The organism is Rhodococcus sp. 15-2388-1-1a (assembly GCF_002259145.1).
Lineage (GTDB): Bacteria > Actinomycetota > Actinomycetes > Mycobacteriales > Mycobacteriaceae > Rhodococcoides.
Map to the genome: position 1 here is coordinate 102,463 of NZ_NPFP01000031.1, position 19,307 is coordinate 121,769.

Genomic DNA, 19,307 nt, shown 5'->3' on the forward strand with positions numbered 1-19,307 from the left:
ACTGAACGTCACATTGACTCCCTACGGGCGGGCGCTTCTTCGGCGGACTCGGGAGGCTCGGCGGTCGGGGTGAGGTCGATGGTGCGGGTGGGGGCGATGGCGTCGAGGAACGGTCGATCGTGGCTTGCGATGATCAGCGCACCCTCGAATTTTCCGAGGGCGTCGATGAGGTGTTGTCGGCTGGTGATGTCGAGGTTGTTGGTCGGCTCGTCGAGCATCAGTAGTTTCGGAGCCGGCTCCGCCAGCAGAATTCGTGCCAGTGCGGCCCGCAGTCGTTCGCCACCGGAGAGGCTCGCGACGACGGCGTCGGCGTCGGATCCGCGGAACAGGAAGCGGGCGAGTTGGCCTCGGATCTGTTCGGCGGTGGCCTGTGGGGCGACATCGGATACGTTCTCGGCGACGGTGCGGGATTCGTCGAAGACGTCGAGTCGCTGCGGCAGATACTTCCACGGCACCTCTGCCCCGGTGGCGTCCAGAGCCCGCAACAGGGTGGTCTTGCCGCTCCCGTTCGGTCCGGTCAGCGCGATGCGCTCGGGACCGACGATGCTGAGCTCGGGTTGATCGAGAACGACCTGTCCCGCATGAACTTTCGTCGCCGGGAGGTCGACGCGTATCTCGCGGTCGTCGCGCAGGAGATCCTCGGCGGCCGACAGTGACGATCGGGCGTCGTCGACGCGGTCGCTCTGCGTCCCGCGAAGTTTGCCTGCCGATTCCTGGGCAGCCCGCTTGCGTCGGCCCGCAAGGATCGGAGGTACGCGCTTCTGCTCTTCCATCTTCTTCCCGAATCGCTGGCGTCTGTCGAGTTTGATTCGGGTGTCGATCAATTCGCGTTCCTGCTTGCGGACGTCGTTCTTGGCATCACGGACGGTCGCCCGTGCGGCCTCCTGTTCCGCGTCGACGACCGAGCGATAGTGCTGATAGTTGCCGCCGAACATGCGCAGCCGCGAGACTCCGCTGCGCTCGGCCCGCACCTCGGCGATGGAGTCGACGCGTTCGAGCAGCTCGAGATCGTGAGTGCACACGATCAGCACACCCGCGTAGCCGTCGACCGCCGTGTACAAGCGTTCTCGCGCAGCGTGATCGAGGTTGTTGGTCGGTTCGTCGAGCAGCAGTACGTCGGGTTGGGCGAGCAGTTGTGCGGTGAGAGCGAGCAGTATCGTCTCGCCGCCCGACAGGGTGCCGACGCGGCGATCCAGATCGTCCAGGGAGCCGACGATGCTGCCCAGGCCGAGCTTGTCCAGCAGTGCCAGAGCGCGCTCCTCGACGTCCCACGCCGACCCGACGATTGCGAAGTCGTCCTCGGTGGAGGATCCGGACTCTATGCGATGCAATGCTTTTCGCACCGAATCGATGGCCAGTACCCGATCGACGGGCAGGTCGGGGTCCAGTGCGACGTCCTGGCGCAGGTAGCCGAGTACGCCCGGTATCGAGACGGAACCGAGTTGTGGTGTCAATTCCCCGGCGAGCAATCGCAGGAGCGTCGACTTTCCCGCACCGTTGGAACCGATGAGACCTGTTGAGCCGCTGGGGAAGATGGCCGACATGGCGTCGAACACGGGGTCGCCGTCCGGCCATGTGAAGCTCAGGTTCGAGATGGACAGTGATGACGAATGAGGCATGGTTGCTCCAAAGGTGTGCGTGCGATGGATCTGCAGGCGTCTAGAACCTCTGGAAGAGCAATGGCCTCTCCGAATCTGTGGGCGACAAGGCGAAGGCCACGCTAACCCCGAACCCGACGAGTACGCAAGCGAATTAAACCGACGGGCCCTTCTTGCGTAGCTCGTCGACCGTCGTCATGGCGCCCCGCAGTTCGTCCAGCCACTCCTGGGTGTGCTCGCCGACGAGCTTCACAGCCCAGGCCAGGGCGTCGGCCCTGGAACGAGCGACGCCGGCGTCGACGAGGGTGTCCAGGACGCGACGCTCGGGCTGACGAAGGCGCGTCATGACCGGTACTGCGAGGTGGGTGAACAGGACCACGTCGGATCCGGTTCGCACTCCCCAGGCGACCTTGCGTCCGTATCGCTTCTCGGCCTCGTCGGCGATCTGCATGCGGTCGCCGCGGGTCGTTTCCCGGAATCGCGCGATGCGGCCCTCGTTGGCTGCGGGTGAACTGTCCTGCTCCACAGGCAATGTCCCGACGACGACGATCTCCTCTCGGTCGACCTCGACCGAGGCGGCACCGTCGAACCAGGTGTCCGGGAGTCGGCCACCGAACCACTCGGCGGCGTCGGTGGCGTCCGGAATGTCTGCGTGCTGCCAGCCGCCGGGGCGACCGAACGAGCGTCCGTTGGGTTTCATGTGAGCTCCCGAGTAGGTGTTTGTAAGACTGATTACATAATTACACCTCATTCAGGGATCGCGCCACCAGTGTTTCGCGGACGCCCTGGGGCATGATCGATCCCGTGCGCACTTCGACAAGACCGACGACTCTGGCCGCAATCGTGTCCGTACTGGCATTGGTGCTCGCCGCCTGTGGTCAGAGTGGGCCCGATCAGCCGCAGACCGTCGCCGAGCAGTTCGCGGACGCGGTCAACAGCGCGAATATCGATCAGGCTGCCGCGTTGACCACCGATCCGGCCGGCGCGACGGCAGCGCTCACCGGGCTGTACGACGGGCTTTCGGCCGGCGGTACGGTGACGGCAACTCCCGATTTCGAGGCAGTCGACGCCAACGAGGATGCGGGCACGTTCACATTGAATGCCGGCTGGCGCTTCTCGACGACCACCGACGGCACCGCCGAACCCGACGGTGAGCCGAAGGAATGGAACTACACGACCTCTGCGACAGCGGCGGAAACCGAGCAGGGCTGGAAGATCACCTGGGATCCGGCGATGTTGGTGCCGGGCCTGACGGCCGACTCGTCGGTGCGTTTCACTCCTACCGACGCGCTCGTCGCGCCGCGCATCTTCGACGGAAACGGCGTCGAGCTGATGTCGCAGCAAGTAGTCACCCTTGTCAACGCCGATGCGACGGCCGATCCCGTGGCTGTCGCGAACCTCGTCGGATCCGTCGTCCCGGGTATCACGGCCGAGTACGTCACATCGACTGTCGCTGCAGCGCAGGGTAACTCGGCGACCATCGTGTTGCTTCGTCAGGCGGACATCGATCCCATCGGTGCTCAGCTCGCGACCGTCCCCGGCGTCACGCTGGCTCCGCAGACGCGGCTGCTCGCCACCGACCGGAATCTCGTTTCGCCGGTCCTCAACGACCTGACGACTCTGTGGGAGCAGGAGCAGGCAGCCAATCGGGGATGGGCTGTGCAGGCCGTTGCAGCGGACGGCTCCATCACCCCGCTTGCCGGCCGCGACGCCGGAACCGGAGACGACATCGCGACCACCCTGGATTCGGCACTGCAGCTCAAAGCCGAGAATGCCCTCGCGTCGTTGCCGCAGCAGTCGGCCATCGTTGCGCTTCGGCCGTCGACGGGGGCGGTTCTCGCCGTGGCGCAGAATGCCGCCGCGGATGCCGAGGGCCCGATCGCTCTCACCGGTCTGTACCCGCCGGGGTCGACGTTCAAGACGGTGACCACCTCGGCTGCACTGCAGTCCGGTGCCGTCACCCCCGATACCGTGCTGCCGTGCCCGGCGACCGAGAACATCGAGGGCAGGCAGATCCCGAACGACGACAATTTCGATCTCGGCGACGTGCCGCTGCACACCGCCTTCGCCAAGTCCTGCAACACGACGATGGGTCGCCTCGGTGTGGCACTCCCGCCGAACGGACTGACCGACGCGGCCGCGCAGTACGGCCTCGGCGTCGACTACGTCACCCCCGGTCTGACGACCGTCACCGGTTCGGTGCCCTCGGCCGACACCCCCGCGCAGCGGGTCGAATCAGCCATCGGTCAGGGTCAGGTGACCGCGTCGCCGTTCGGAATGGCGCTGGTCGCGTCGTCGATCGCCAACAACGGATTGCGCCCACCGACGGTCGTCGCCGGTGAGCCCGGAGTGGGAAACATGCAGCCGGCAGCGGTGGACCCGCAGGTCACCGAGCAGATCAAGACCATGATGCGCGAGACGATCACCGGCGGCACGGCCACGTCACTGAACGACATTCCCGGGCTGCTCGGCAAGACCGGCACCGCCGAATTCGGCGCGAACAACGAAGGAGCCCACGGCTGGTTCGTCGGGATCTCCGGTGATCTCGCGTTCGCGGTGTTCGTGAACGATGCGGGCAGTTCGACGCCTGCCGTCGAGGCTGCGGGTCGTTTTCTGCGCTAGTAGAGGCCGAAACCGACCGGGGCGTATCCCAATCGTGACCGGCTCGTATGAATCCCGTGCTTGTTACTCGTGTGACTACAGTGAATATTGTGACTCATGAGTTCTATGAGTCGTGCCCGTCGTGGCCCGCGCAAGGTCCGCGGTCGCTACCTCGTCGCCGTTGCAGCATCGGCGACGTTGACGGTCTCGGCAGTGTTCTGGATGGTCGATCGCCCACCGAGCGAGGCCGAGGTGCTGGTCTCGAAGTTCGTCGATGCCCTGGACAACCGAGACGTCGCTGCCGCTGCCGCGCTGACGACCTACCCGAATGCCGCGACGGCCGCGCTGAACCAGATGTTCGACGGCTTGTCGGCCCAGGGCACGTCCACCGGCGATTTCGACCTGACCCAGTACATGGACCTCTCCGACGAGAGCGGCTACTTCACTCTCGCGTCCGCATGGAATTTCGGTGAGGGCAAGGACTGGAAGTACAGCGCTCAGGGCTCGACCAAGAAGCTCAGTGTCGGCTGGCGAATCGCGTGGGATCCGGCCACCCTCGTCCCCGACCTCACCTCGGGAGGGTCGGTCCGATACACCAGGACCGACGCCGCTCCGCCGCTGATCTTCGACGCCGCGAACAACGTACTGATGAGCGAGCGCACCATCAACGCCATCTCCCTCGACCCGGCACAGACGAGCGATCCGGCGGCGTCCACTGCGCAACTCGCGGACGTCATCGACGTCGTGGCACCGCTGATCACCTCCGAATCGATGCTGGCCGAACTCGATTCGGCCGGCGGTGCACCGATCACCGCAGTGACCTTGCGCGACGACGATTTCGCCGTCCTCGAAGACGACCTGCGCGCCGTTCCGGGCGTGGTGGTTTCTCCGCAACCCAAGCTCATCGTCGACGACCGTCGGATCACCTCACCCGTGCTCGACTCGTTGCGAAGCGCCTGGCAGGAAGGACGCGACGCCACCGCAGGCTGGGCCGTCGACACCTACACCGCCGACGGAACCGGCGAACGCCGTGTCGGCTTCCAGGGACCCGCCGGTCCTGACCTGCACGCGACGCTCGATCCGCGAGTTCAACTCGCAGCCGAGAACGCGGTCGTCATGGCGGGGTCGTCGGCGTCGATCGTTGCCCTGTCCACCTCGACCGGCGCGATTCTCGCTGCGGCACAGAACAGTTACGCGAACGAACAGGGCGACGTCGTCTTCGGGGGCTCCTACCCGGCCGGCACCGCGTCGGAACTCGTCCGGGCCGTGCAGTCCGATCGCGGTGACGACAGCGCCGAAGATGCAGCTGCGAGGTTGGGTCTCGGTATCAACTACTCGATGCCCGGACTCGACGCCTACACAGGAACTCCCGCCGACAGTCGCAGCGCGATCGACGGCATCAGGACCGTGTCCACCGCCTCCGCCGACGAGGCGACGGTGACTCCGTTCGGGCTCGCGCAGATGGCGGCCGCGATCTCTCGGGGCAGCGCTCCGACTCCGACGATCGTCGCCGGTCAGACCGCCGTCGCAAATCGGGAGTCCGAGGCAATCGGGTCGGATGCGGCAAACCGGTTGCGCGGCATACTCGCCGACTCGTCGAGCAGTAGCGGTCTCGACACCTTCGACGGTGTGCAGGGATTCGCCGGTGAGAGTGGCGACGATCGCTTCGTGCTCGCCACCAGTGGTGACGTTGCATTCGCGGTGTACATCGAAGACGCGGACGGCGGAGACCAGGCAGTGCGTATGACGAGCCGGTTGCTGCAGGAGATGGCGAACCCCGTCGAGTAAGCCCTGCGGTGCAGGCCGGATCGTTAGGCGCGGTAGCTTTGTTCGGTGACGGTGCTCGATTTCGGACTTCTGGTGGTGGCCGGGTTCTTCGCCGGGCTCATCGGGTTCGTCACCGGGCTCGCGTCGCTGGTGTCCTATCCTGCTCTGCTTGCGGTGGGTTTGCCTGCGGTGTCTGCGAACGTGACGAACACGGTCGCGTTGGTCGCGGCCGGTGTCGGGGCGACGGCGAGTTCCTCGGCCGAGCTCGCCAAGGACGGCAAGCAGCTGGTTCGCTATGCGATCTACTCCGCGCTGGGCGGTACCACCGGTGCGATTCTGTTGCTCACTACGCCGGACGGTTCGTTCGAGGTGGTCGTACCGTTCCTGGTGGCGATGGCAGCCATCGCGCTACTGCTGCAGCCGCGTATCCGAAAGCTGTCCGGCGGCAGACAGTTTCCGACGCTCTATCCGTTGGCGCTGTTCGCGGTCGCGATCTACGGTGGCTACTTCGGTGCCGGGGCCGGTGTCATCTTCCTTGCGCTGGCGCTGATCTGCACCTCGGATACTTTCTGGCGCGCAAGCGTTCTGAAGAGTTTCTTCCTCGGCATCGCCAATCTCATTGCCGCCATCATCTTCTCGTTCTCCGGCCAGGTGCACTGGTGGGCCGCGCTTGCCCTGGCGATCGGCTGCTTCGTCGGCGGTGCCTGCGGGCCGCCGACGGTCAAGGTGATCTCGCCGATCATTCTGCGTATTGCGGTCGGAATTCTGGGGCTCGGTCTCTCCGGATGGCTGGGGTATCAGGCCTTCGGCTGACAGTCAGGTCACCTGTTCGCTACTTGCTCGACGGCGACCCGAGAGTGATCAACTCCGGTGCAGCAGGGGCACCGCAGCAGCCACCGGACGACGGGGCGTCGGGCTCGTCGAACAGGCCCGCGCCGCCGCAGACACCGGTGTCGGGCAGCGTCAGCTCGACCTTCCGTGCGCCCTCGTGGTCGCCTGCGAGTTCGGCTGCGATGCTGCGAACCTGCTCGTATCCGGTCATCGCGAGGAACGTCGGCGCGCGGCCGTAGCTCTTCATGCCCACCAGGTAGAAGCCGGGCTCCGGTTGGGTGAGTTCTTCGACTCCGTGCGGTGACACCGATCCACACGAATGCATGTTGGGGTCCACCAACTCTGCGACGAACTTGGGTGCCTGCAGGGTGGGATCGAGATCGAGGCGAACCTCGGACAGCCACGACAGGTCCGGGCGGAATCCGGTCAACGCCACGACTCGGTCGACGCGCTCTATGCGAGCGCCGGTGTCGCCGACGAGTGTCAGCCGGTCACCGTCGACCGCAACGGTGTCGGTGCGGAATCCGGATTGCACGGTGAGGAAGCCGTCGTCGACGGCCTTCTTGGCGCGTTGGCCGAGTGCGCCGCGAGCAGCGAGCTCGTCCGCTTCCCCTCCGCCGAACACATCGGCGGTGACTCCTCGGCGCACGGCCCAGGTGAGCGTCGTTCCTGGTTCCTCCGCGGCGAGTTCGGCGAAGGTGATGATGGCGGTCAAGGCGGAGTGTCCACTGCCGGCGATGACGGTGTGCTTGCCCGCGAACTGGGCGCGAATGGCCGGATCGGTCAGATCGGGGACCCGGTAGTCGATCCGGTCCGCAGCGGCCTTCTCGCCGATGGCCGGAAGTCCCTCGCTGCCCAGTGGATTCGGTGATCCCCAGGTGCCCGACGCGTCGACGACAGCGCGGGCGAGGATGCGTTCCTCGCTGCCGTCGGAGTGGCGGATGTGCACCGACAGCGGTTCGGTGTCGCGGCCGGCGTCGACCACGCGGTCGCGTCCGCGGCGGGCGACGCCGACCACCTCGGAGTCGACTCGGACGGCGTCGCCGAGAACGGCGGCGAGGGGTGCGAGGTACCGCTCCACCCATTCGCGACCGGTGGCATAGGTGTCACCGTCCGGTGCAGTCCAGCCGGTGGGCTCGAGCAACCGGGCCGCAGCGGGGTCGACGACCTCGGACCAGGGGGAGAACAATCGCACGTGATTCCACTCGGACACTGCCGAGCCTGCGGACGGCCCGCGTTCGAGAACGACCACGGCAGAGCCGGTTTCGGTCAGATGCGCTGCGGCGGCGAGACCGATGGGTCCTGCGCCGATCACTACTACGGGGTATTCGTTCATGACTGATCTACCTTTCCTCGTCGAGCGAGAGTGTCCATTGCTGCGCGTGCGGTACGGCCGACGCCGATGAGCGTTGCCGACGCCGGCCCGGTCCAGTCGCCGTACCCGAGGAACATCAGGGTCGACTCGCTGCGAATATGATTGTCTTCCAACGTGATCCGAGGTCCGTCGGTGTGCAGGTGTAGCGGTTGCAGATGCCGCAGCGCGGGCCGAAAGCCGGTGCACCAGACGATCGCATCCAGTTTCTCCGTCGTATGCCCGTCCGTCACGCCGTCGGCTGTGATCGCCGTGAACATCGGACGGGCGTGCAGGACTCCGCGATCCCTGGCCTCCTTCACCGGCGGGACCATGACGATGTCGCCCAAGACTGCGACCCCGCCGGTATCGGGATCACCCGCTGCCAGCGCTCGGGCGCGGTCGCTGGCGACATCGAACAGCACGCGCCCATCGACGTCGTCGGGCAGGAATTTCGGCTCACGGCTGGTGTACCAGTAGGTATCGGCGACAGTGGAGATCTCGGCAAGTATCTGAGCAGCCGAGTTTCCGCCCCCGACGATTCCTACTCGCTTGCCCACGAATCGATCCGGTGTGCGGTAGTCAGCGGCATGCAGTTGGGTCCCACCGAATTCACGCATGCCCGGGTAGCTCGGCCAGAAGGGCCGAGACCATGTTCCCGTCGCGTTGACGACTGCTGTGGCACTGTGCGATTCGCCATCGGTGTCGACTCGGTAGCCGCCCGGGACCCGATGCACGGCCGTCACCCGGACGGGCCGGTGCACCGGCAGTTCGTACTTCTTCTCGTACGCTCGCAAGTAGTCGACCACATGAGACGCGGGTGGAAAACCGTTGAGCCACGGAGGCATCGGCCAGCCGGGAAGTCTCGAGTACTCCGCCGGTGAGAACAGGTGCAGCGACGGCCAGTAGTCCTGCCAGGACCCTCCGGCATGCGTCTGGTCGTCGAGAACGACGAAGTCGAGCCCGGCTCGTCGCAGGTAGTAGCCGGCGGCCAGTCCTGCCTGACCGCCGCCGATCACCACCACGTCGTACTTCATTCGAGTCAAGCGTCAGTGCCGCGCATGCGAGATGCGAGTTCCTCGACGCGAGCGGCAATATCGTCACGGACCAGACGCATGCGTTCGATGCCGTCGATACCGCGCTCGGACGGCTCGTCGGTGTTCCAGTTCTCGAACGTCGGACCGTCCACTGGTTCCACGTGTGCCTCGCCACCGAGGGTGACGACGTAGTCCATACGGGCGAGAAGATCGGGATCGATGGGCTTGGGTGCTTCGCCCGACAGGTCGACGCCGACTTCGAGAAGAGACTCGGCCGACAGCGCGTTGACGGCGCCGCCCGGTTTCGTTCCGGCCGAGTGCACCTCCACCGAATAGCCCGCCGCCTTGCGCATCAGACCGGCAGCCATCTGAGACTTGCCGCCGTTCTTGACGCAGACGAACAGCACGCTGGGTGTCGTCATGACGCCGAACTCTGCTTCGCTGGAACCAATTCCGCGATCAAGTCTTGGATTCGACTCTTGATCTCGTCACGAATCGGACGCACGGCTTCGACGCCTTTGCCGGCGGGATCGGCCAGAGCCCAGTCGCGGTAACTCACACCCGGGAACACCGGGCAGGCGTCACCGCAGCCCATGGTGATCACGACGTCGGATGTCTCCACGGCCTCGGAGGTCAGAATCTTCGGGGACTGCGACGAGATGTCGATGCCGACCTCGGCCATGGCCTCGACCGCTGCGGAGTTGATCGTCTCCGCGGGCGCGCTACCGGCGGAACGCACTTCGACGGTGTCGCCGGCGAGGTGGGCCAGAAAACCGGCGGCCATCTGAGATCGGCCCGCGTTGTGGACGCAGACGAAGAGCACGCTGGGGGTGTCGGACATCAGGACTCCTTTGTCACTGTGTTCGCGGACGTACTGGGGGCGAAGCGTTTACGCAGTGCGAGTGAGACGTAGACGAGGCCGACCAGTACCGGCACCTCGATGAGTGGTCCGACGACTCCGGCGAGTGCCTGCCCGGATGTCGCGCCATACGTCGCGATGGCGACGGCGATCGCAAGCTCGAAGTTGTTGCCTGCCGCGGTGAACGCGAGGGTGGTGGTGCGCTCGTAGCCCAGACCCATCGCGGCACCGAGGGCGTAGCCGCCGCCCCACATCACCGCGAAGTACACCAGCAGTGGCAGCGCGATACGCACCACGTCGAAGGGCTGTGACGTGATCTGATCGCCCTGCAGCGCAAAGAGAATGACGATGGTGAACAGCAGGCCGTAGAGCGCCCACGGGGCAATCCTGGGGATGAACTTCTCCTCGTACCACTCGCGGCCCTTGGCGCGTTCACCGAAGAAGCGCGAGGCGAATCCCGCAATCAGCGGGATTCCGAGGAAGATCAGCACCGATTTCGCGATCTGCCAGGGCGAGGCTTCGATGGTCGTCTGTTCCAACCCGAGCCAGCCGGGCAGGACGGAGAGGTAGAACCATCCGAGGATGGCGAACATGAAAACCTGGAACACCGAGTTGATCGCCACCAGAACCGCGGCGGCTTCCCGGTCGCCGCAGGCGAGGTCGTTCCAGATGATGACCATCGCGATGCATCGGGCCAGACCGACGATGATGAGCCCGGTGCGGTACTCGGGTAGATCGGGCAGGAAAAGCCATGCGAGAGCGAACATCAGGGCCGGACCGAGGATCCAGTTGAGGACCAGCGATCCGATCAGTAGGCGCTTGTCTCCGGTGACGGTGTCGAGGCGGTCGTAGCGGACCTTGGCCAGCACCGGATACATCATGATCAGCAGTCCGATGGCGATGGGGAGCGAGACGCCGTCGATGGAGATGGTGGACAGCGCGTCGTCCATTCCGGGGATCATGCGTCCCAGGAGCAGGCCCACAACCATGGCCACGCCGATCCACACGGGTAGGAACCGGTCGAGGGTGGAGAGCTTGCCGACTACGGCAGTATCGGTCGTCGTACTCATGCCATGACCTCCGTGGACTCCGCAGCGTTGAGCACTGCCGACAGTTGTTGCAGTGCAGCGGGAATCACCGAGTAGTAGACCCAGGTACCGCGTCGTTCGCAGTCGAGCAATCCCGCCTCGCGCAAGACCTTGAGGTGGTGGGAGATGGTGGGCTGCGACAGGTCGAAGGCAGGGGAGATGTCGCAGACACACGCTTCGCCGCCTGCGTGACTGGCGACGAGGCTGAGCAGCCGCAGCCGGACGGGATCTCCCAGTGCTTTGAACATGCGGGCGAGATCTCCGGCCCAATCCGCGTTCAGGGGTTCGCGGATCAGCGGCGAGCAGCAGTCACCGTCGAGGGACGACCGGTCTTGATTCGACATTCGTCTATATTGACGTTTGTCGAATCAGTCGTCAAGTGAACAGTTGCCGAACGCGGATCAGCCGGTAGGCGACACCGAGCACGACCACGACGGTTCCGACGACGATGGACGACACCGGCAACGTGGCGATCAGAACCACGCACCCGATGCTGCCGAGGATCTGCAGGGCCCGTGGGTAGCGGCGGTGCGCGGCATCCTGAGTGAAGGCGCTGAGATTGGCCACCAGGTAGTACAGCAACACCCCGAACGACGAGAAGCCGATGGCGTTCCGCAGATCGACAACGAGAACGAGGACGCAGACGATCACTGCCAGAGTGATCTCGGCGCGATGAGGAACCGAGTAGCGGGGATGGACCGCGGTCAGATACGACGGCAGGTCGTCGTGGCGGGCCATTGCCAGTGACGTGCGGCCGATGCCTGCGATCAGCGCGAGGAGAGCTCCCAGCGCGGCCAGCGCCGCGCCGATGCGCATCAGCGGCGACGCCCACGAATGTCCGGATGCCACAACCAGATCGACCAGAGGAGCCGACGACGACGCCAGTGAGTCGGGGCCCAGTACCGACAACAGGGTCAGTGCAATCACCGCATAGATCAGTAGTGCGATACCCAGGGCGGAGACGATGGCGCGCGGAATGGTGCGCTCGGGCCGGACAACCTCCTCACCCAGGGTGGCAATGCGCGCGTAGCCGGCGAAGGCGAAGAAGAGCAAGCCCGCCGACTGCAGAATGCCGTACCAGCCGTGGCCGGTGGCGGACTCGACGCTATCGACACCCGGACCCCCGGAGCCGGTGAGGCCGAGGATGACCCCGAGGAGAAGCACGGCGAGTACCGCGGTGACGAGAACCTTGGTCAGCGATGCAGTGCGCGTGATGCCGAAGTAGTTCACCGCCGTCAACGCAACGATGGCAAGAACAGCAACGACTTTCGTGTACCCGGCAGGTGCGACGTAGGCCGCGAACACCAGCGCCATGGCTGCGGAACTGGCGGTTTTGCCGATGACGAAGCTCCACCCGGCCAGAAAGCCGGGCCACTCGCCGAGCCGCTCGCGGCCGTAGATGTACGTTCCGCCCGACGTCGGATACTGCGCGGCGAGCTGAGCCGACGAGGTGGCGTTGCAGAAGGCGACGACCGCGGCGATGGCGAGACCGATCAGCAGACCCGTGCCCGCGACGGCCGATGCGGGGGCGAACGCCGCGAACACCCCGGCTCCGACCATCGAACCGACACCGATGGCGATGGCGTCGAACAGCCCGAGTCGACGGGTGAGCGATGGCGGATTCGTCATGCCGGGAACCGATCGTCGATCACGGCGACAACTGTAGGTGCTGCACTCGACTCGGCGTCGATCCTGTCAGCGCAGTTCCTGGAACTCCGACAGCAGCGCGAAGGTGGCCTCGCACAGTTCGGTCTGCGTCAGCAGGATGCCGACCGTCCCGTCCGGGTCGACGAAGAAGTCGGTGCCCTGCCCGCCGGACCATCCGTAACGGCCGAGGTGCTCGCCTTCGGTGACGACCGAGACGCCGAATCCCCACCCCGTGCTCGGCCAGAAGCCCGGGTAGAAACTGTCGTCGGTCTTGATCGACGCGGGCACCTGGTCGTGTGTCATCAGCTCCAGGTGCTCGGTCGACACGGACGTCGGGACCGCACGGAGAAAGCGGTGAAAATCGGTCACGGTCGACACCAGCTCACCGTGACTCACGTCGACTGGGGGCGGTCCCGCATAGGGTCCGCCCGCGGCGGGTTCGGTCTCGATCAACGACCCGTCCTCGTACCGGTAGGCCGCCGTCAGGCGATGGCATCGGTCGGTGGGTACCCACAGTCCGGTGTCGGGCATGTCGAGTGGCCCGAACAGGTCGTCACGGAGATGATCCTGCAGAGACCGGCCGACGATACGAGAGACGAGGATGCCGAGGATCGCGAAGCCGTGGTGGTAGCGCCACCCGGTACCGGGCTGAAAAGCCAGCGGAAGATCCGCCATGCGTGCCGACCACTCGTCCGCGCCGAGCGGAGACGGCGCGGAGCCGGCCTCCGTGTCGTTGGCCCGCATCGCCCGAGTAAGCGGGGTGTCTCCCATCTGAATTCCGTACCCACTGGTGTTGGTGAGCAAGTGCCGCAACGTGATCGGCCGGTCCTGCGGAACGGTGTCGTCGAGTGCAGCGTCGGGACGGGTGAGCACAGGGCGGTCGGCGAGTTCGGGAAGCCAGGGCGCGACGTCGTCGTCGAGCGTCAGCCGGCCCGCCTCCACGAGCCGCAGGGCGGCCACACCGGTGACGATCTTGGTCATCGACTGAATCCGGACCAGTGCGTCGACCGCCATCGGTGGACCGCCGACCGCCGATGACCCGACCGCGACGGGTTCCGCATCGGGGCCACCCAGGAGCGCTGTTGCCCCCGGCATCAGTCCTGCGTCGATGTGCCGGGTCAACAGTTCGCGCACGGTCTCGCTCACGGTCTCATCGTGTCACCGGAGCGGTCCGGATTCCAGCGCCCGCTACTTCTGATACACGTCCGGGATGCCGTCGTGATCGTCGTCGCGGGTCTCTTCTACGTAGATGTCCCGGTACGCCTTGTTGCGGCTGCGCAGGATGACGGCGGCCAACGATGCCGCGATGATCGAACCGGTGAGGACGCCGACCTTGACGTGGTCGTCGCGCTCGGTTCCTTCGCCGAAGGCGAGGTCGCCGATCAGCAGCGAGACGGTGAATCCGATACCCGCGAGCATCGAGACGCCCAGGACGTCGAGCCATTTCAGTCCGGCATCCAGTGTGGCCCGGGTGAACCGCGAGACGAGGTAGGTGGTGCCGAAGATGCCGACGGCCTTGCCGATGACGAGGCCTGCGATGATGCCGATGGCGATCGGATCGGTCAGCGCGCTGGCCAGGCCGGAGAATCCGCCGACGGTCACACCGGCCGCACAGAATGCGAACAGGGGAACCGCGATGCCGGCGGAGATGGGCCGGATCTTGTGCTCGAAGTGCTCGGCGAGGCCGGGGCCTGCTTCGGGGCCACCGTTGGCCTTGCTGCGCATGACCGGAACAGCGAAGCCGAGCAGCACACCCGCGACGGTGGCGTGAACGCCGGACTCGTGCATGAGTACCCAGGTCACGACCGCCAGCGGGATGAGAATCCACCACGAGCGGACGCGCATCTGTACGGCGACGGCGAACAGCGCGAGCGGAATCAGTGTCAGGCCGAGCGCGATGAAGTTGATGTCGTCGGTGTAGAAGATGGCGATGACGCTGACGGCGAGAAGGTCGTCGACCACAGCCAACGTCAGCAGGAAGGTCCGTAGCGCGGTCGGCAGGTGGGTACTGATCACGGCGAGGACGGCAACGGCGAACGCGATGTCGGTCGCGGTGGGGATTGCCCAACCGAGCAGTGCGCCGTCTCCGGTGCCGAGGTTGATCAGCACGAAAATGACTGCTGGAACTGCCATTCCGCCGACGGCCGCGGCGACAGGAAGTGCGGCGCGTGCGGGATCGCGGAGATCTCCTGCGACGAATTCTCGCTTCAGTTCGAGTCCGACGACGAAGAAGAAGATGGCCAGCAGTCCGTCGGCGGCCCACGTCGACAGGGTCAGATCGAGGTGCAGCGCCGAGGGTCCGACTCGGGTGCTCATCAGCGAGTCGTAGGCAGCGGACCAGGGTGAGTTGGCCCAGATCAAGGCGACAAGAGTGGCGACGAGGAGCAATGCACCGCCGACGGTTTCCTTGCGCAGGATCTGCGCGACCCGGTCTGCCTCGGACCACGAGCCGCGGGAGAACAACGGCAATCGCGTCTTGGAACTGGATGAATCTGTCACGGTGACAACGCCTTTCGGTAGCTTCGTCGCGTTGCGAACCGACCGAACTTCAGATGGCAAGTACGCAGCGCAAAGTCGTTGCCGACCAGACTTCCCGGCGCACCGTGGATCATCCTATCGCGTCGAGGCCGTTCCCGACGAACTCTTCAGTCACCGAACGCTGGGCACGAATTTCGCCAGCGCACGCCAACCCAGCAGCAGAACTGCGGTGGCCAGGGTTGCCACGACGATGAACGATCCGGCTGTTCCCTGCCCGGTCAGTGCACGCAGCACCATGCCCACGACCACCGTCATCACCCACACGACGATGCCCGTCGGGACGATGAGGAACGCGTCGAACTTGTTGCGGTACAGGGCGAACGCGATGATCCAGCCGATGGCGGCACCGACGACGAACGGCCACGCGGTGTGGAGCAGGCCGGACAGTGCGGTGGCCTCGGCGTGACTGCGTCGACCGATCGCGGCGAACAGTACGACCATGAGCAGGTCGAGGACGGCAGCAACTGCAGGGGAACGAAACTTCACGCGCACCACTGTAGACACCGACAGTGAAAGGCCCGCACCGGCAAATGCGGTGCGGGCCTTTCGGCGGACCTTCCCGACGGGGGAGGGGTGAAGCGGAGGAGGATTACGCCTGCAGGCCGGCTTCGATTTCCAGGTTCAGCGTGATCTTGTCGCCGACGACTGCGCCGCCGCCTTCGAGGGGCATGTCGATGCTGATGCCGAAGTCCTTGCGGTTGATGACGGTGCTGGCCTCGAAGCCGGCGACCGGTCCGTTGCCCATTCCGGCGTTGACGCCGTTGAACTCGAGCTTCAGATCGATGGAGTTGGTGACGCCGTGGAGGGTGAAGTCGCCGGTGACGATGAAGTCTCCGCCGTCGGCCTTGACCGAGGTGGACTTGAACGTCGCGGTGGGGAACTTCTCGACCTCGAAGAAGTCTGCGGTCTTGAGGTGGCCGTCGCGCTGGGCGTTGTCGGTGGTGATGGACGCGACGTCGATCTCGGCGTCGACGGACGGGGTGCCGTCGGCGTCGACGGTGATGGTGCCGGTGAAGGTCTGGAAGCGGCCACGGACCTTGCTGACCACCAGGTGGCGGACGGTGAATCCGACGGTGGAGTGGGTTGCGTCGATGGCCCAGGTGCCTGCGGTGAGCTCGGGAAGTGCGATGGCGGTGGTCATGGTGGCTCCTAGTGGGTTGAAGTTTCAATGCTCATAGTACACAAGCGGACCGGGGTCCGTATATATTCCGGGTGAACACGAAGTGACGGACGCCATACCGCTCGGGGGTGGCTATGCGGGTTCCGGATCGCCCTTGGCATCGCGGATGTCCTCGGTACGCCGCAGCTCGGCGGTCTCCTGCTGTTCGAGCGCGATGTCGAATTCGAGATCGGCGTGCTGATGCCCCCGGAACAGTACGAGGAACACGATCCACCCGACGATCGCGACGAGGATGAAGCTCACGCCGCGGTACACCAGCGCGGAGGCGACGGCCTGCGATGCGCTGATCGAAGCGGCGCTGGTGAGAAATGCGATGAGGGTCGCGTCGACCACCACCAGGCCGCCGGGCGCGAGCGGAACTGATCCCACGGCCTTGCCCGCCGCGAACGCGATCAGCAATCCCGACAGCCGGGGATCCGCGCCGACGGCGAAGCACGCGAACGCCAGGCAGGCGACGTCCGCTAGTCGATGCACGGCCGACCACGACAGAGTGAGCGCGCCGTCGCGTTTGCCGAGCTGGACGGATTGAATCTGGCCGATGATCTTGTCGATTGCCTCGGCCCCGGCGTCGAGCTCTTGATTGCGGAACGCGTTGTATCTGTGCAATCCCCAGCGCGCGATGCTCTTGATCGACTCGGGGTGATTGGAGATGTAGCGAACGGCGGCGACGATGGCGATGACGCCTGCGATCGGGAGCACCACGGTGAACGTGTTGAAGGAGCTACCGACGACCAATCCTCCGGCGACCCCGAGGACGGCCAGTCCTGCCGCGGCGATCACGCCCGAGATGGCCAGCTGCCAGGACGCGACGACCGGGCTCGCTCCCCAGCGGCGTGTCTCGCGATAGGTGAACGCGGTGGAGAACACCTGCCCGGCGGGGAGGGTGAGCGCCATCGCGGTGCTGCCGTAGATGACGGCCACGGACTTGCGCTGGCGTACCTTCACTCCGCCTGCGTCGAGCAACTGCTTCTGTACTCTGCCGAACGCGCTCAGCGACACCGCCTGCGCGAACACGCAGGCCGCCAGCCAACCCCAGTGGATTTCGCGGACGGCGGTCCAGGATTCGTGCAGTCGCGGCCAGAGGTAGATCCCCTCGCCCACCAGCAGCGCCACCAGTGCGATTCCGGCGATCCATTTGACCCACCGGAGTCGGTTTCGCGGACGCCGTACTGCTGGTCCGCGGGTGGAGCTGGGGTCGGGCACCCTGTCAGACTAACCGTCGCTCGAGGAGGAATCGGGATACTCCACCGGCCAGGCCAGATGGGTTGCACGTCGTCGACCACGCAGTTGCACCTGGTCTCCCAATTCCCACTGTTCCTGTTCCTCGTCGTCGGCGAAGTACAGGGCCGAGGTCGACGCCAGGACGCGTCCGGGACGCAGTTTCGCCAGCTCGGTGAGCCTCGACGCCTCGTTGACCGGGTCTCCGATGACCGTGTACTCGAAGCGCTCCGACGCACCGATGTTGCCGGCGACGGCGAGCCCCGCGGACACACCGATGCCGATGTCGAGGCCGGTGATCTCGTCCAACGCGAATCGCAGCTCACGTGCGGCGGCGAGTGCGGCGGTCGGTGCGTCGGGACGATCCAGTGGGGCACCGAAGATCGCGAGGGCCGCATCGCCCATGAACTTGTTGACGAACCCGTGATGACGCCCGACGACGTCGACGACCACCCGGAAGAACTCGTTGAGCAACACCACGACCTCGCTCGGTGGGCGCTCGGAGGCGGTGGCGGTGGAGCCGACCATGTCGACGAACAGCACCGCGACGAATCGTGTCTCGCCGCCGAGCTCGGTTCCGAACTGCAATGCTCGACGCGCCACGTCCTCACCGACGTGTTGGCCGAACAGCTCTCGCAGGACGCGTCGTTCCGCCGATTCCTCCATCATGCGGTTGAAGCCCACCTGGAGGCGTCCGATCTCGGATCCGTCGAACACATCGACCTCGACGTCGGTCTCGCCGCGCTGAACTCGCTCGATGGCGCTGTGCAGCTGACTGATCGGGTCGGAGATCTGGCTCGCGGTGAGCATCGAGAGCACGAATGCCTGCACGATGGCCAGCACGCTGAGCAGGATGATGGCCACGGCGAGTGCGTTGGGGGAGAACACCAGATCGGTGGTCAGCTGCGTGGCGCACAGCAGGATGATGCCGATGACGGGCATCAAGGTGCCCAGGCCCCACGTCATGGCCATGCGAGTACCGACGCCGGGCGTCATCGTGCGATCGAATCGGCCCTCGCTCAACGCCAGTGCCGCGACCGGCCGCAGGATGCGCTCGCCGAGCATGTACGTGAATCCGAAGGTGACCGTCGCGGCCATTCCGACGGTGACGATGACGGCGATCGACAGTGACGGCATCTCGGCGATGGTCAACAGTACGAAGATGATGCCGCCGATGATCCACAGAATCAGATGCACGATCGCCTGACGCAACGGCGCGTGCAGCGTCGTCATCTGCTCCTTGCGGGTGGGTGGGCCACCGCGGAGCTGCCACCTGATCACCGAGCGCAGGAGGAAGTACGCGTAGATCATGCTGACGACGAGGGCCACCAGCAGATACGCCCCGAAGATGTACACGTTGCGGACACGGTCGGCGACGATCGAGTCCGATTCGGGGATGGGTAGGCCGTACCGCACGAAGGCGAACACGAGCACCGCGCCGAAGACGTTGGCGATGAGCATGGAGAGCATATAGAGCGGCCAGCGACTCTTCAGGGTGAGCGAGACCGCTCGGAAAGATGCCAGCACAGGTTAAATTTAGCGGGTGAGCACCGACGAGTTGCGGGCGCAAGGTACGGGGGCGTCCCCGGGCC

18 protein-coding genes are annotated in these 19,307 nt (G+C 65.5%); 3 read left to right on the plus strand and 15 right to left on the minus strand.

The features are described from left to right. Window positions 1-8: 8 nt before the first annotated feature. The gene (locus CH302_RS17945; protein WP_037196005.1) at window positions 9-1,619 is read right to left on the minus strand and encodes an ABC-F family ATP-binding cassette domain-containing protein; all 1,611 of its coding nucleotides are present in this window, start codon (window positions 1,617-1,619) and stop codon (window positions 9-11) included. Window positions 1,620-1,752: 133 nt separating this feature from the next. Next, entirely contained in the window at window positions 1,753-2,298 is a 546-nt protein-coding gene (locus CH302_RS17950; RefSeq protein WP_037196003.1) for a hypothetical protein, read from the minus strand. 92 nt (window positions 2,299-2,390) lie between these two features. On the opposite strand from CH302_RS17950, the gene CH302_RS17955 reads away from it, so the two are divergent. From CH302_RS17955 to CH302_RS17965, 3 genes are all read left to right on the plus strand, one after another. After that, entirely contained in the window at window positions 2,391-4,220 is a 1,830-nt protein-coding gene (locus CH302_RS17955) for a penicillin-binding transpeptidase domain-containing protein (protein ID WP_037196000.1), read from the plus strand. Window positions 4,221-4,325: 105 nt separating this feature from the next. Then, window positions 4,326-5,987, plus strand: coding sequence for an NTF2-like N-terminal transpeptidase domain-containing protein (locus tag CH302_RS17960; RefSeq protein WP_176460733.1), 1,662 nt, complete (start codon window positions 4,326-4,328; stop codon window positions 5,985-5,987). A gap of 45 nt (window positions 5,988-6,032) precedes the next feature. Further along, window positions 6,033-6,779 (plus strand): sulfite exporter TauE/SafE family protein, encoded by a 747-nt coding sequence (locus CH302_RS17965; protein WP_037195997.1) that lies wholly within the window; start codon window positions 6,033-6,035, stop codon window positions 6,777-6,779. Window positions 6,780-6,798: 19 nt separating this feature from the next. Here the strand turns inward: CH302_RS17965 and CH302_RS17970 are convergent, their stop codons facing one another. The 13 genes from CH302_RS17970 to CH302_RS18030 form a co-directional block, all read right to left on the minus strand. Then, on the minus strand, window positions 6,799-8,133 hold the full coding sequence (locus tag CH302_RS17970; protein ID WP_037195994.1) for an FAD-dependent oxidoreductase: 1,335 nt from the start codon (window positions 8,131-8,133) through the stop codon (window positions 6,799-6,801). Next, window positions 8,130-9,185 carry an ArsO family NAD(P)H-dependent flavin-containing monooxygenase gene (locus CH302_RS17975; RefSeq protein ID WP_052048119.1) on the minus strand — a complete coding sequence of 352 codons (1,056 nt, stop codon included), beginning with the start codon at window positions 9,183-9,185 and terminating at the stop codon, window positions 8,130-8,132. Before CH302_RS17975 ends, CH302_RS17970 begins: the two co-directional genes overlap by 4 nt. 5 nt (window positions 9,186-9,190) lie before the next feature. After that, window positions 9,191-9,607, minus strand: coding sequence for an arsenate-mycothiol transferase ArsC (locus tag CH302_RS17980; RefSeq protein WP_037195989.1), 417 nt, complete (start codon window positions 9,605-9,607; stop codon window positions 9,191-9,193). Then, complete coding sequence (locus CH302_RS17985; RefSeq protein ID WP_037195987.1) at window positions 9,604-10,026, minus strand: arsenate reductase ArsC; 423 nt, start codon at window positions 10,024-10,026, stop codon at window positions 9,604-9,606. The genes CH302_RS17980 and CH302_RS17985 overlap by 4 nt, the downstream gene beginning before the upstream one ends. Then, complete coding sequence (arsB, locus tag CH302_RS17990) at window positions 10,026-11,114, minus strand: ACR3 family arsenite efflux transporter (RefSeq protein WP_037195985.1); 1,089 nt, start codon at window positions 11,112-11,114, stop codon at window positions 10,026-10,028. Before arsB ends, CH302_RS17985 begins: the two co-directional genes overlap by 1 nt. Further along, complete coding sequence (locus CH302_RS17995) at window positions 11,111-11,476, minus strand: ArsR/SmtB family transcription factor (protein WP_037195982.1); 366 nt, start codon at window positions 11,474-11,476, stop codon at window positions 11,111-11,113. Before CH302_RS17995 ends, arsB begins: the two co-directional genes overlap by 4 nt. Window positions 11,477-11,507: 31 nt before the next feature. Beyond that, the gene (locus tag CH302_RS18000) at window positions 11,508-12,761 is read right to left on the minus strand and encodes an APC family permease (protein ID WP_037195979.1); all 1,254 of its coding nucleotides are present in this window, start codon (window positions 12,759-12,761) and stop codon (window positions 11,508-11,510) included. Between the two features lie 66 nt (window positions 12,762-12,827). Then, entirely contained in the window at window positions 12,828-13,925 is a 1,098-nt protein-coding gene (locus CH302_RS18005; protein WP_037195975.1) for a serine hydrolase domain-containing protein, read from the minus strand. 42 nt (window positions 13,926-13,967) lie between these two features. Next, a complete protein-coding gene (nhaA, locus tag CH302_RS18010) occupies window positions 13,968-15,278 on the minus strand; it encodes a Na+/H+ antiporter NhaA (RefSeq protein ID WP_037195971.1) in 1,311 nt (436 codons plus the stop codon). A gap of 150 nt (window positions 15,279-15,428) precedes the next feature. After that, window positions 15,429-15,803, minus strand: a complete 375-nt coding sequence (locus CH302_RS18015; protein WP_037195969.1) for a DUF3054 domain-containing protein — start codon at window positions 15,801-15,803, stop codon at window positions 15,429-15,431. A 103-nt stretch (window positions 15,804-15,906) separates the two neighbouring features. Next, entirely contained in the window at window positions 15,907-16,458 is a 552-nt protein-coding gene (locus CH302_RS18020) for a YceI family protein (RefSeq protein ID WP_037195967.1), read from the minus strand. Between the two features lie 111 nt (window positions 16,459-16,569). Then, entirely contained in the window at window positions 16,570-17,700 is a 1,131-nt protein-coding gene (locus CH302_RS18025) for a lysylphosphatidylglycerol synthase transmembrane domain-containing protein (protein WP_037195966.1), read from the minus strand. Window positions 17,701-17,709: 9 nt separating this feature from the next. Beyond that, window positions 17,710-19,185, minus strand: coding sequence for an adenylate/guanylate cyclase domain-containing protein (locus tag CH302_RS18030; protein ID WP_037196235.1), 1,476 nt, complete (start codon window positions 19,183-19,185; stop codon window positions 17,710-17,712). Window positions 19,186-19,307: the final 122 nt, after the last annotated feature.

Bases quoted from the DNA above. Each gene is read 5' to 3' on its own strand.
- CH302_RS17945 (WP_037196005.1), bottom strand. From the start codon at position 1,619: ATGCCTCATTCGTCATCACTGTCCATCTCGAACCTGAGCTTCACATGG.
- CH302_RS17985 (WP_037195987.1), bottom strand. From the start codon at position 10,026: ATGTCCGACACCCCCAGCGTGCTCTTCGTCTGCGTCCACAACGCGGGC.
- CH302_RS17950 (WP_037196003.1), bottom strand. From the start codon at position 2,298: ATGAAACCCAACGGACGCTCGTTCGGTCGCCCCGGCGGCTGGCAGCAC.
- CH302_RS17955 (WP_037196000.1), top strand. From the start codon at position 2,391: ATGATCGATCCCGTGCGCACTTCGACAAGACCGACGACTCTGGCCGCA.
- CH302_RS17960 (WP_176460733.1), top strand. From the start codon at position 4,326: ATGAGTCGTGCCCGTCGTGGCCCGCGCAAGGTCCGCGGTCGCTACCTC.
- CH302_RS17970 (WP_037195994.1), bottom strand. From the start codon at position 8,133: ATGAACGAATACCCCGTAGTAGTGATCGGCGCAGGACCCATCGGTCTC.
- CH302_RS17975 (WP_052048119.1), bottom strand. From the start codon at position 9,185: ATGAAGTACGACGTGGTGGTGATCGGCGGCGGTCAGGCAGGACTGGCC.
- CH302_RS17995 (WP_037195982.1), bottom strand. From the start codon at position 11,476: ATGTCGAATCAAGACCGGTCGTCCCTCGACGGTGACTGCTGCTCGCCG.
- CH302_RS18000 (WP_037195979.1), bottom strand. From the start codon at position 12,761: ATGACGAATCCGCCATCGCTCACCCGTCGACTCGGGCTGTTCGACGCC.
- CH302_RS17980 (WP_037195989.1), bottom strand. From the start codon at position 9,607: ATGACGACACCCAGCGTGCTGTTCGTCTGCGTCAAGAACGGCGGCAAG.
- arsB (WP_037195985.1), bottom strand. From the start codon at position 11,114: ATGAGTACGACGACCGATACTGCCGTAGTCGGCAAGCTCTCCACCCTC.
- CH302_RS18020 (WP_037195967.1), bottom strand. From the start codon at position 16,458: ATGACCACCGCCATCGCACTTCCCGAGCTCACCGCAGGCACCTGGGCC.
- CH302_RS18030 (WP_037196235.1), bottom strand. From the start codon at position 19,185: ATGCTCTCCATGCTCATCGCCAACGTCTTCGGCGCGGTGCTCGTGTTC.